At 66.5% G+C, this 12,904-nt stretch carries 9 protein-coding genes and 1 pseudogene; 9 read left to right on the plus strand and 1 reads right to left on the minus strand.

What is annotated here, in order from left to right; genetic code table 11:
• Nucleotides 1–36 precede the first annotated feature (36 nt).
• The 9 genes and pseudogenes from ABDC78_RS13700 (at nucleotide 37) to ABDC78_RS13740 (ending at nucleotide 12,428) form a co-directional block, all read left to right on the plus strand.
• Entirely contained in the window at nucleotides 37–963 is a 927-nt protein-coding gene (locus tag ABDC78_RS13700) for an LLM class F420-dependent oxidoreductase (RefSeq protein ID WP_178359325.1), read from the plus strand.
• Nucleotides 964–1,251: 288 nt separating this feature from the next.
• Nucleotides 1,252–1,555, plus strand: a pseudogene (locus ABDC78_RS13705) (IS481 family transposase); the annotation flags it as partial.
• A 124-nt stretch (nucleotides 1,556–1,679) separates the two neighbouring features.
• Nucleotides 1,680–3,104, plus strand: a complete 1,425-nt coding sequence (locus ABDC78_RS13710; RefSeq protein WP_178359243.1) for an HNH endonuclease signature motif containing protein — start codon at nucleotides 1,680–1,682, stop codon at nucleotides 3,102–3,104.
• 28 nt (nucleotides 3,105–3,132) lie between these two features.
• Nucleotides 3,133–3,576, plus strand: a complete 444-nt coding sequence (locus ABDC78_RS13715) for a TM2 domain-containing protein (RefSeq protein ID WP_178359244.1) — start codon at nucleotides 3,133–3,135, stop codon at nucleotides 3,574–3,576.
• Nucleotides 3,566–3,964 carry a DUF2752 domain-containing protein gene (locus ABDC78_RS13720; protein WP_178359245.1) on the plus strand — a complete coding sequence of 133 codons (399 nt, stop codon included), beginning with the start codon at nucleotides 3,566–3,568 and terminating at the stop codon, nucleotides 3,962–3,964. Before ABDC78_RS13715 ends, ABDC78_RS13720 begins: the two co-directional genes overlap by 11 nt.
• Nucleotides 3,965–4,047: 83 nt before the next feature.
• The gene (gltB, locus tag ABDC78_RS13725; RefSeq protein WP_178359326.1) at nucleotides 4,048–8,595 is read left to right on the plus strand and encodes a glutamate synthase large subunit; all 4,548 of its coding nucleotides are present in this window, start codon (nucleotides 4,048–4,050) and stop codon (nucleotides 8,593–8,595) included.
• Nucleotides 8,588–10,096: a glutamate synthase subunit beta gene (locus ABDC78_RS13730; RefSeq protein WP_178359246.1), complete on the plus strand. Its 1,509-nt coding sequence runs from the start codon at nucleotides 8,588–8,590 to the stop codon at nucleotides 10,094–10,096. The genes gltB and ABDC78_RS13730 overlap by 8 nt, the downstream gene beginning before the upstream one ends.
• Before the next feature lie 27 nt (nucleotides 10,097–10,123).
• Nucleotides 10,124–11,542, plus strand: a complete 1,419-nt coding sequence (pyk, locus tag ABDC78_RS13735) for a pyruvate kinase (protein WP_178359247.1) — start codon at nucleotides 10,124–10,126, stop codon at nucleotides 11,540–11,542.
• 19 nt (nucleotides 11,543–11,561) lie between these two features.
• Complete coding sequence (locus ABDC78_RS13740) at nucleotides 11,562–12,428, plus strand: acyl-CoA thioesterase II (RefSeq protein ID WP_178359248.1); 867 nt, start codon at nucleotides 11,562–11,564, stop codon at nucleotides 12,426–12,428.
• Here ABDC78_RS13740 and ABDC78_RS13745 read toward each other — a convergent pair.
• Nucleotides 12,418–12,900 carry a DUF4190 domain-containing protein gene (locus ABDC78_RS13745; protein ID WP_178359249.1) on the minus strand — a complete coding sequence of 161 codons (483 nt, stop codon included), beginning with the start codon at nucleotides 12,898–12,900 and terminating at the stop codon, nucleotides 12,418–12,420. The two genes, ABDC78_RS13740 and ABDC78_RS13745, sit on opposite strands and share 11 nt — an antisense overlap.
• Between the last annotated feature and the right edge of the window lie 4 nt (nucleotides 12,901–12,904).

Here is a 12,904-nt window from a genome sequence, read left to right on the forward strand (position 1 = left end):
GGAAATAACAACCGGTCGGTGGTGGTTGGCCAAGTAGTGCCGACTGGAGTTGTCCTCAAGCTAAATCCCTCCGCCGTCAACGGCGTCGATGACGCCATCGATCAAGCCCGCCGCGCCTATGCCGCCGGAGTGCGACAGCTCTGGGTCCCGCAAATGGCCGACCACGACGCAATCGCACTGGCCGGCTTGGTGGGTGCGGCGGTGCCGGGACTCGGTGTGGGCACGTCGGTGGTGCCGATCAATCCCCGTCATCCGCTGCTCATCTCCTCTGCGGCGCAGACCGCTCAGGCTGCCACCCACGGTAATTTCAGTCTCGGGTTGGGTCTCGGAGCACCCGATGTCGAGCGGGCAGCATTCGGTACCTCTTGGACGAACACCATCCAGCGGCTGCGCGAGCACCTCACGGTTTTGCGGTCGATCTTCGACACGGGTGTGGTCGACTTCCAGGGTGAGCAGATCAGCTCGGGCCCGCAATGGCCGGTTACCGTAGCAGGGGGCACGCCGATCCCGATCTACGTAGCGGCCATGGGGCCCAAAGCTTTGCAGATCACAGGTGAGCTGGCCGATGGCACGCTGCCGTATCTGGCTGGACCGCGCACGGTGGGTGAGTTCATCGTGCCGACGATCGCGAAAGCAGCCGCGGATGCCGGCCGCCCGGCCCCGCGCACCTTTGCAATGGTGCCGGTGCTGGTCACCGATGATGTAGATGCCGGCAGGGCTTGGGCGGAAAGCGAATTGGCCTTTTACGACACCATCCCGTCATATCAGAAAGTGATCGCTCGCGAGGGAGTCTCCAGGGCGGCTGAGCTGGCTGCGGTCGGCACGGTGGAGCAGGTATCTCGGCAGCTGCGGCGATATCTCGACGTTGGTGCGACTGATCTCGTGTTGAGTCCGCTTCGTCAGGAACCCGGCGACGCCGAGGCGAACTGGGAGATGGGCGCAGCGCTGAATTCGTCCGCGTAAGACGGTATCGGACCGTTCGGTTCGAGCTTGGTTCGGCCGGCCCGGCTGACTGAAAATGTCTGGTGTGATGCGTCTGGACATCGGTGACAGTTCTGCATAAGGACATCGGTGACACTTTGGGCGGACTTGGTGGTAAGTCTTCTGCGCAGAAGCTCTGGGGGTGGCCGTTAATGAGCCCATCGATCCTGTCGTGCGCCTGGCGATCTCGCAGTGGCCTGATGACGCGCCGCTGGGGCGGTCTCGACGTTCTGCGCCGAGCACGGACTCTCCCGAAAGTCGTTCTACGAGTTGCGCAAGCGCGCCACGACCGACGGGCCGCCGCGGTGCTCGAACCCAAGACCCGACGACCGAAGTCGAGCCCGTCGAAGTTGAGCGATGAAGCCAAACAACGCGCTCTGGCGGTGCGTGCCGCTCTGGAAGCCTCCGGCCTGGACCACGTACCGATCAGCGTGCACGAGAAGACGCACATCCGGGAGGCGGGCGTGGCTCGCCTTGAGCCCAAGAAGAAGCCCCGCTCGGCATGGCGGCGGCTCGTCTACCCGGCCCCGATGCGTGCTGGAAACTCGACGCGACCGAGTATGTGCTCAGCGGCGTGGCCGACCCCGCGGCCCACGCCCCAAAACCAGACAACCGTCACCGAAGTCCTGATACACAAACTGTCACCGATGTCTTGAGACATGGCTCCAATGTCCGACCCCTAGTTCATAATCGAATGTATGTTCGAAGATCGTCCGGCGGCTGAGCTCATCGACGTGATGAGCGCTGCCGCTCGCGCGGAATCGGTGGCAATTGCTCAGCGGTTGGCGGCGGTTGCGGCGCTGCACGCCCAGCGGGCTCGCGACTATGCCGCGCGGAAGCTGTGGCTGTGTGATGCGACCGTCGCGGTCGCGGCCGAGGTGTCGGCGGCACAGAACATCAGTCGGGCGCGGGCGAGCGGTCAGGTGCAAGCCGCGGTGGCGTTACACGAGCGGTTGCCGAAGGTGGCTGCGGTGTTCATCACCGGCGCCATCGATTACCGGATGGTGTCGGCGATCATGGCGCGTACCGACAATGTCGATGACGCTGTGCTCGTCGCGGTTGATAAGGCGATGGCCGCGCGGGCGCCGGGGTGGATGCGGCTGTCCAACAACAAGCTGCGCGATCGGCTCGACCTATGGGTGGCGAAGTTCGACGAGGCTGCGGTGCGGGTTCCGCCGGTGGTCAAGGACCACCGCTACTTCGAGCTCACGCCGCACGTCCCCGGCATGGCCTTCGCCGGAGGCGTCCTCAACGCTGCGGACGCGTCGGCCCTGGACAAGCGACTGGACGTGTTGGCCAACTCGGTGTGCCCGAATGACCCGCGCACAAATTCGCAGCGGCGTGCGGATGCGTGTGGAGCACTGGGCCGCCAGGAAGGCTCGCTGGTTTGCCGGTGCGGATCCTCCGAATGCCCTGCGTCGGTACTGCGGGATTCGGCAGCCGACGTGGTAATCCACGTCTTGGCTGAGCGCGCCACAGTGGACGGGACTGGCGATGATCCTGGCTATCTGCCGGGATTCGGGATCCTGCCGGCTGAGTCCGTGCGCGAACTCGCTACCGGCGCGACGATAAAACCGGTGGCTGCACCCGGCAGCGAGCCGGAGAAGGGCTATCGGCCGTCGTCGGCGCTGGCCGATTTCGTGCGGTGGCGCGACCTGACATGCCGGTGGCCGGGTTGTGACGCACCCGTGGCGGACTGCGACCTCGACCACACCATGCCGTGGCCCTTCGGAGCGACCCACGCCTCTGACCTCAAGGCATACTGTAGAACCCACCACATCGTGAAGACGTTCTACACGGGCCCGACGGGGTGGAGTGATGCCCAGCGCCCCGATGGCAGCGTTGTGTTGACGGCGCCGACCGGGCACACGTACACCACCGAGGCGCACGGAGCGGCGCTGTTCCCGGCCCTGGCTCAGCCCACTGCGGCGGTGGCGGCATCGATGCCGACGGGGTCGTCGGCCGATCGAGGGGCGAAGATGCCAAAACGTCGACGCACTCGCGGTCAGGAGCGCGCGGCGCGGATCAAACGGGAACGTCAACGACGTCTCGAGATCAACGCCCAACTCGAACGTGACCATCAAGCCTGGCTTGCCGCCACCTACGAACCGCCGCCTTTCTGACGGGTGGGTGGTCTGGCATGCTGGACGCATGACGGAGCCCCAGTTCAGTGGCAACGAGGGTGGCAATTCGTACTTGCCTCCATCGCAGCAGCAGGGATACCCGCCGCCTGGCCAGTTCCCCCCGCCCGGGCAGTATCCGCCGCCACCAGGGCAATATGGGCCGCCGCCAGGCCAATACCCGCCCGCCTACGCCGACCCCTCGGCGCCCTACGGTCGGCATCCGATGACCGGCGAACCCTTCTCGGAGAAGTCCAAGGTGGTCTCCGGACTACTGCAGCTGCTCGGGCTGCTCGGCCTGGTCGGTATCGGGCGCATCTACCTCGGGTACACGGGCCTGGGCATCGCCCAGCTCGTCGTCGGAATTCTCACCTGCGGCATCGGTGCGGTCATCTGGGGCATCATCGACGCCGTTCTGATCCTCACCGACAAGGTGCGGGATCCGGACGGGCGCCCGCTCCGTGATGGCACTTAGCACCAACCAACGGATCGGCGCCCTCGGCACGGGAGCGCTGGTGGTGGGGAGCCTCGCCTACATCGGGATCGGCAATCCACACAGCCCCAGTTTCGTCTTCCCGCCGTGTCCGTTCCAGGCGCTGACAGGCCTGCTTTGCCCTGCCTGCGGCGGGTTGCGGATGACCTACGACATCCTTCACGGTGACCTGGCCGCCGCCCTGGTCGACAATGCCTTTCTCCTCGTCGGGCTTCCGCTCCTGTTGGCCTGGGTGCTGGTGAGGCGCAGCAAGGGGAAACCGGTGCTCAACCCACCGGCGTTCGTTGTCATCATCGCCGCGACGGTGACGTGGACGATTGTCCGGAATCTGCCCGGATTCCCGCTGGTCCCGACGATTCTCGACGGGTAGCCAACGCGCTGCGCTGATACACTCGCACGACGGGCCGGTGCAGTCCCTGACAAGGAATTTCAGGACTGCGGAGGCCCATGTCCATGCTTTTTTCGGCATTGCCCGAACCTCAAGGCTTGTACGACCCCGACAACGAGTCGGACTCGTGCGGTGTTGCCATGGTCACCGATATCCGGGGTCGGCGTTCGCACTCGATCGTCGCGGACGGTCTCACCGCGCTCGAGCACCTCGAACACCGCGGCGCAGCGGGCGCAGAACCCAACAGCGGCGACGGGGCCGGCATCCTGATCCAGCTGCCTGTCGACCTGCTGCGCGACGTCGTCGATTTCGACCTGCCGCCTACTGCGGCCGACGGCACCAACACCTTCGCTGCCGGCACCTGCTACCTGCCCCAGGATCAGGTCGCCCGCACGGCGGCACGTGAATCCGTCGAGGCCATCGCCGCGGAGGAGGGGCTCGAGGTGCTCGGCTGGCGCGACGTGCCCGTCGACCCCGAGGGTGCTGAAGTCGGCGTGACGGCGCTGGGCTGCATGCCGCACATGTCACAGCTGTTCGTCGCAGCACCCGGCCACCACCTCGGTGGTGTGGATCTCGATCGCCGTGTGTATCCGATGCGAAAGCGTGCTGAGCGCACCGGCGTCTATTTCCCGTCCCTGTCGGCCCGCACCATGGTCTACAAAGGCATGCTCACGACAATGCAGCTGCCCCAATACTTTCCGGACCTGCGCGACGACCGCTGTGTCAGTGCCATCGCGATCGTGCACAGCCGCTTCTCGACGAACACCTTCCCGTCCTGGCCGCTGGCGCACCCGTTCCGCTTCGTCGCGCACAACGGCGAGATCAACACCGTGCGCGGCAATCGCAACCGCATGCACGCCCGTGAAGCCATGCTCGGCAGTGCCCGCATCCCTGGTGACATGAGCAGGCTTTCGCCCATCTGCACGCCGAAGGCCTCTGACTCGGCCTCGTTCGACGAGGTTCTCGAGCTGCTGCATCTCGGTGGCCGCAGCCTGCCCCATGCCGTGTTGATGATGATTCCCGAGGCGTGGGAGAACAACACCACGATGGATCCCGCCGAGCGGGCCTTCTGGCAGTTCCACGCTTCGCTGATGGAGCCCTGGGACGGGCCTGCCTGTGTCACCTTCACTGACGGGACACTCGTCGGAGCTGTGCTGGATCGCAACGGATTACGTCCGGGACGGTGGTGGCGCACGATCGACGACCGGATCATCCTGGCCAGCGAGAGCGGCGTGCTGGATGTGCCGTCCGCGCAGGTCGTCGCCAAGGGTCGGTTGCAGCCGGGCAAGATGTTCCTGATCGACACGGCAGCCGGCCGCATCGTCTCCGACGACGAGGTCAAAGAGCAACTCGCCGAGGCCGAACCGTACGGCGAATGGCTGCACGCCGGTCTTCTCGATCTCAAGACGCTGCCCGATCGGGCCCGAGTCCAGCCCAACCACGAGTCGGTGGTCCGACGCCAGGTCGCGTTCGGCTACACCGAGGAGGACCTGCGCATCCTGCTCACCCCGATGGCGGCCTCGGGTGCCGAGCCATTGGGATCGATGGGGACCGACACGCCCACCGCGGTGCTGTCACAGCGCTCCAAGCTTCTCTACGACTACTTCGTCGAACTCTTCGCCCAGGTGACCAACCCGCCGTTGGACGCGATCCGCGAGGAAGTGGTCACCTCGATGTCGCGGGTCATGGGTCCTGAGCACAATCTGCTCGAACCCACTGCGGCGTCATGTCGCCAGATCATGCTGCGCTGGCCGGTGCTGGACAACGACGAACTGAACAAGATCGTCCACATCAACGACGACGGAGAACAGCCCGGTCTGCGCACTGCGGTCCTGCGGGCTCTCTACGACGTCGAACGCGGCGGTGAAGGTCTGTCCGAAGCTCTCGAGGACCTCAGGCTGCGGGCTTGCGAGGCAATCGCCAAAGGTGCGCGCACACTGGTGATCTCGGACCGCGACTCCGACCACACCAAAGCGCCGATTCCGTCACTGCTTGCCGTGTCGGCGATACACCACCACCTGGTACGCACCAAAGAGCGCACGGCGGTGGCATTGGTCGTCGAGTCGGGTGATGCCCGAGAGGTCCACCACATCGCCATGCTGATCGGCTTCGGCGCCGCCGCGGTCAACCCGTACCTGGCCTTCGAGTCCATCGAGGATCTCATCCGCGAGGGGGAACTCACCGGCATCGAGGCGGCCACCGCGGTCCGCAACTACCTCAAAGCGCTCGGCAAGGGCGTGATGAAGGTGATGAGCAAGATGGGCATCTCCACCGTCGCCTCCTACACCGGCGCACAGGCCTTCGAAGCGGTGGGCATCAACAGGGACGTCATCGACGAGTACTTCAGCGGCACGCCCACCCAGCTCGGGGGAATCGGCCTCGAGGTCATCGCCGAGGAGGTCAAGCTCCGTCACCGCCGTGCCTATCCGGAGAACCCCACCGAGCGGGTGCACCGGCGGCTGGAGGTCGGAGGGGAGTACGCGTTCCGGCGTGAGGGCGAGCTACACCTCTTCACCCCGGAAGTGGTTTTCCTGCTTCAGCATTCGACGCGCACCGGTCGCTACGAGGTCTTCCAGAACTACTCGGATGAGGTGAACCGACTCGCCCGCGAGGGCGGCGCACTGCGCGGACTCTTCGATTTCCGCAAGGACCTGCGCGAGCCGGTGCCCCTCGAGGAGGTCGAGTCGGTCGAATCGATCGTCACGAGGTTCAACACCGGGGCGATGAGCTACGGGTCGATCTCGGCCGAAGCGCACGAGACGATGGCCGTCGCGATGAACGCGCTCGGTGGCCGATCCAACAGCGGCGAAGGCGGGGAGGATGTGGACCGCCTCTACGACCCGACGCGCCGCAGCGCGGTCAAGCAGGTGGCATCCGGGCGTTTCGGAGTGACCAGCGACTACCTGGTCAACGCCACCGACATCCAGATCAAGATGGCCCAGGGCGCCAAACCCGGTGAGGGCGGTCAGCTTCCGGGCTACAAGGTGTACCCCAACATCGCCAAGACCCGGCACTCCACTCCGGGTGTGGGACTGATCTCCCCGCCGCCGCACCACGACATCTACTCGATCGAGGATCTCGCACAGTTGATCCACGACCTGAAGAACGCCAACTCCGATGCCCGCATCCACGTCAAGCTCGTGAGCTCGGTCGGGGTCGGCACGGTCGCGGCGGGGGTGTCCAAGGCGCACGCCGATGTGGTGCTCATCTCCGGGTACGACGGCGGCACCGGCGCAGCGCCGCTGACCAGCCTCAAACATGCCGGCGCGCCGTGGGAGATCGGGCTGGCCGACACCCAGCAGACCCTGGTGCTCAATGGCCTGCGTGACCGGATCACCGTCCAGTGCGACGGTGGAATGCGCACGGCGCGTGACGTCATCGTCGCCGCACTGCTCGGTGCCGAGGAGTACGGGTTCGCCACCGCACCACTGGTCGTGGCGGGCTGCATCATGATGCGCGTCTGCCACCTCGACACCTGCCCGGTGGGCGTCGCGACGCAGAATCCGGAACTCAGGGCGCGGTTCAACGGCAAGCCGGAGTTCGTCGAGAACTTCTTCCGGTTCATCGCCGAGGACATCCGCAAGTACCTGTCCGAGTTGGGGTTCCGCAGTCTCGACGAAGCGGTGGGACACGCCGAGATGCTGGACACCGACATGGGGGTGGCCCATTGGAAGAGCAAGGGTCTGGACCTGAGCCCGATCTTCGCGATACCCACCGATGCCCACGGTGTCGAACTGACCCAGCGCAGGCGGGTCCGGGACCAGAACCACGGCCTTGACCACGCACTCGATCGGACCCTCATCCAGCTTGCCGAGGGAGCGCTCGAGGACGCCCATCCGGTGAGGCTCGAGTTGCCCGTCCGCAACGTCAACCGCACGGTCGGGACGCTTCTCGGGAGCGAGGTCACCCGGCGCTTCGGCGCCCAGGGCTTACCGGATGACACCATCCACGTCACCCTCACGGGCTCCGCGGGCCAGTCGATCGGCGCGTTCCTCCCGCCGGGCGTCACGATGGAACTCATCGGTGACGCCAACGACTATGTGGGCAAGGGGCTTTCGGGTGGGAGGGTGATCGTCAAACCGCAAGACGACGTGCTCTTCGTGCCTGAGGACAATGTGATTGCCGGCAATACGCTGCTCTACGGCGCCACCGCGGGCGAGGTGTACCTGCGGGGGAAGGCGGGGGAGCGGTTCGCCGCCCGCAACTCCGGGGCACTGGCCGTGGTGGAGGGTGTGGGCGATCACGCCTGCGAGTACATGACGGGCGGCCGGGTCGTGGTGCTGGGCAAGGTCGGCCGCAACATGGCCGCAGGGATGTCGGGCGGCATCGCGTTCGTTCTGGGCCTGGATTCCAAGCGGGTCAACGCCGACATGGTGGAACTGCAGCGCCTCGAACCCGAGGACCTGCTGTGGTTGCGCGAGGTGGTCACCCAGCACGCCCGCTACACCGGCAGCACGGTGGCGACGTCGTTGCTGTCGGACTGGCCGAGGCGCAGTGCGCTGTTCACCAAGGTCATGCCGCGCGACTACCAGCGGGTGCTTCAGGCCACCCGGATGGCCAAGGCCGAGGGCCGCGACGTCGACGCAGCGATCATGGAGGCAAGCCGTGGCTGATCCACATGGGTTTCTCGAGGTACACCGCATCGACGCCACCAAGCGCCCTGTCGACGAACGGGTCGGCGACTGGCGGGAGGTGTACGAACAGCAGGATCCGCACCAGCGAGCCGGCGAGGTGTCCCAGCAGGCCCGTCGCTGCATGGACTGCGGAATTCCCTTCTGCCACTCCGGAACCGCCGGCTGCCCGCTGGGCAACCTGATCCCGGAGTGGAACGACCTGGTCCGCCGGGGACGCTGGGACGCGGCCAGCGATCGGCTGCACGCGACGAACAACTTCCCGGAGTTCACCGGCCGGTTGTGCCCTGCGCCGTGTGAGGCCGCGTGTGTGCTGTCGATCGCCGAGGAGCAGACCGGCGGCAGCGTGACGATCAAACGCATCGAGCAGACGATCGTCGACCAGGCGTGGATGGACGGCCTCATCGAACCGCAGCCCGCGGCGATCTCCACCGGCAAGCGCGTGGCAGTCGTCGGCTCCGGCCCCGCCGGGCTGGCCGCAGCCCAGCAGCTCACCCGCGCGGGCCACGACGTCACCGTCTACGAGCGTGACGACCGGATCGGCGGACTGATGCGTTACGGCATCCCCGAGTACAAGCTCGAGAAGTCGGGTCTGAACCAGCGACTCGCCCAGATGCGGGCCGAGGGAACACGTTTTGTCACCGATTGTGAGGTGGGCGTCGACCTGACCATCGAACAGCTACGGGCGCAGCACGATGCGGTGGTTCTTGCCGTCGGGGCGCTGCGCGCACGTGACAACGACGTGGAGGGACGACACCTCAACGGCGTGCACCTGGCGATGGAGCACCTGGTGCCCGCCAACAAGGAATGTGAAGGCGACGGTCCCAGTGAGATCAGCGCCGCCGGCAAGCACGTCGTGATCATCGGCGGCGGTGACACCGGTGCCGACTGTCTGGGCACCGCCCACCGGCAGGGCGCCGCGTCGGTGACCCAACTCGACTACAACCCGGAACCACCGGAGTTGCGCGACGACTCGCGCTCGCCGTGGCCGACGTGGCCGATCGTGCTGCGCACCCGGCTGTCGCCCGCCCACGCCGAGGGCGGCGACCGCCGGTACCAGGTGGCGGTGCAGCGCTTCATCGGCGACGAGCAGGGCAACCTGCGGGCGATGGAGATCGCCGAGGTGAAGGTCGAACGCGACGACACCGGCCGCCGCCACATCGTGCCCGTCGGGGACTCGTTGGAGATTCCGTGCGAGTTGGCCCTGTTGGCGATCGGATTCGAGGGTGTCGACCACATGCCGCTGCTGGACGGACTCGGGCTGACGCTCAACCGGCGCGGTGCGCTGCCGTGTGGTCAGGACTGGCAGACAGACGCCCCCGGGGTGTTCGTGTGTGGCGACGCCCATCGCGGTGCGTCGCTGATCGTGTGGGCGATTGCGGAGGGCCGCAGCGCCGCACATGCCGTGGACAGTTTCCTGATGGGAGAGTCCGACCTTCCCGCGCCGGTCAGGCCGGGTGCCTTTCCGCTGGCCGTCGTCTGAATCGATTAACGACTATGCTCAACAGCCGTGAATAGACGCGGAAAGATCGTCTGTACGCTCGGCCCCGCGACCGCCTCGGAAGAGGCGGTCAGGAAGCTGGTCGAGTCCGGAATGGATGTCGCCAGGCTGAACTTCAGCCACGGCGACTACGCCGACCATGAGTCGAACTACAAGCGGGTCCGGGCAGCCTCCGACGTCACCGGGCATGCCGTCGGAATCCTTGCTGACCTGCAGGGACCCAAGATCAGGCTGGGCCGGTTCGCCGACGGACCTGTCGTCTGGGCCAACGGTGAGACGGTGCGGATCACCGTCGAGGACTTCGAGGGCAATCACGACCGGGTGTCGACGACCTACAAGCGCCTGGCGCAGGACGCCTCCCCGGGAGACCGGGTGCTGGTCGACGACGGCAACGTGGGCCTCGTGGTGGAGCACATCGACGGCAACGACGTGGTGTGTTCGGTCACAGAGGGCGGCAAGGTCAGCAACAACAAGGGCATGTCGCTGCCCGGGATGAGCGTCTCCGCCCCGGCACTCTCGGAGAAGGACATCGACGATCTCGAGTTCGCGCTGCGGCTCGGTGTCGACCTGGTCGCCTTGTCGTTCGTGCGGTCGCCCGCCGACGTGGAGTTGGTGCACGAGGTGATGGACCGGGTGGGCCGCCGCGTGCCCGTCATCGCCAAGCTCGAGAAGCCGGAGGCGATCGACAATCTCGAGGCCATCGTGCTGGCCTTCGACGCGATCATGGTCGCCCGCGGTGACCTGGGCGTGGAGCTTCCTCTCGAGGAAGTCCCGCTGGTGCAGAAGCGTGCCATCCAAATGGCAAGGGAGAACGCAAAACCCGTCATCGTCGCCACCCAGATGCTGGAATCGATGATCGAGAACTCCCGCCCGACCCGCGCCGAGGCGTCCGACGTCGCGAACGCCGTGCTCGACGGTGCCGACGCCGTGATGCTCTCGGGCGAGACCTCGGTGGGCAAGTTCCCGTTCGAGACGGTCAAGACGATGGCCCGCATCATCTCGGCCGTCGAGGACAACTCGGTGGCAGCCCCGCCACTGACCCACGTGCCCCGCACCAAGCGCGGCGTCATCTCGTATGCCGCGCGTGACATCGGCGAACGGCTCGACGCAAAAGCCCTGGTCGCGTTCACCCAGTCCGGTGACACGGTGCGCCGCCTCGCCCGGCTGCACACACCGCTGCCGGTGCTGGCGTTCACCGCGCTGCCCGAGGTCCGCAGCCAGCTCGCGCTGACCTGGGGCACGGAGACCTTCATCGTTCCGCACATCGAGACCACCGACGGCATGATCCGCCAGGTGGACAAGTCGATGCTGGAGATGGGGCGCTACCGGCGTGGCGACCTGGTGGTCATCGTCGCGGGCGCTCCTCCGGGCACAGTAGGCTCCACGAATCTGATCCACGTCCACCGCATCGGGGAGGACGACGTCTAGTCCCGGGAGCGAGCCGACGGTGAGTGACTTCGACGAGCTGCTGGCGATTCTGCAACTCGACCGGCTCGACGACAGCCTGTTCCTCGGCACCCATCCGAGCAAGAACCCCATCCGTACCTTCGGTGGCCAGATGATGGCGCAGGCTTTCGTCGCGGCCGGCCGAAGCCTGGACAACCCGTTGCCGCCCAGTGCGATGTCCGTGCACTTCATCGCCGGCGGCGACCCGGAACTCGACCTGGAGTTCCACGTCGTCCGGTTGCGCGACGAACGCCGGTTCGCCAACCGTCGTGTGGATGTGATGCAGAAGGGGCAGTTGCTGACCTCGGCGATGGTGTCGTACCTGACCGGTGGCCGAGGACTCGAGCACGGCGTCGAGGCGCCACCGCTCGACGACCCCGAGAACCTGCCGCCCATCGACGATCTGCTGCGCGGCTACGAGGATGTGGTGCCGCACTTCGCCAACGCACTGCGTCCGATCGAATGGCGCCACACCAACGACCCGGCCTGGGTGATGCGTGACAAAGGGGAGCGCCTCGCCCACAACCGGGTCTGGATGAAGGCCCGCGGTGCCATGCCCGACGATCCGGTTCTCCACGGGGCAGCCCTGGTGTACTCCTCGGACACCACGGTGCTCGACTCGATCATCACCACCCACGGGTTGTCGTGGGGCTACGACCGGATCTTCGCGGTCACCACCAACCACTCCGTCTGGTTTCACCGGCCGTTCCGGTTCGACGATTGGCTGCTGTACTCGACGACCTCGCCGGTTGCAGCAGACTCCCGCGGGCTGGGCAGCGGGCACTTCTTCGACGGCTCCGGCCGGTTGCTGGCCACCGTGGTCCAGGAAGGGATCGTGAAGTACTTTCCCGGTCGCCCTACGGCGTAGGAGTGACCGTCAGCGAGAACTGGTCCTCGACCCGCTGGGTGAATTCGTCGGCGCAGGCCTCGATCGCCTGCTGATCCGACCCGGCCCTGCTGAGGCAGTCGACGTAGTCGGTGCCGCCGACCTCCCTGAAGCCCCATACCGCGATCGCGATCGCGACGACGGACACCACGATGCTCAGCACGCCGAGGACGATGCCGGCCATCGCGATGCCGCCGTTGTTCGCTTCGCCGCGCTTGACCCGGCCCCGGCCCAGGAATCCGAGGATCACCGCCACGACGCCCAATACGACACCGCCGACAACTGAGAACAGCGAGATGATCGCGACCACCAGTGACGCCGTGCCCAGGCCGTTCTTCGGTGCCGCCGGGGCGGGCGGCGGATACCCGCCGTACTGCGGGCCGTACTGCGACGGGGGTGGCGGATAGCCGCCCGGGTACGCGCCGTACGGGGGAGGCTGCGGCGGTTCGCTCATGGAA

This window comes from Mycobacterium sp. DL, from assembly GCF_039729195.1.
Lineage (GTDB): Bacteria > Actinomycetota > Actinomycetes > Mycobacteriales > Mycobacteriaceae > Mycobacterium > Mycobacterium hippocampi_A.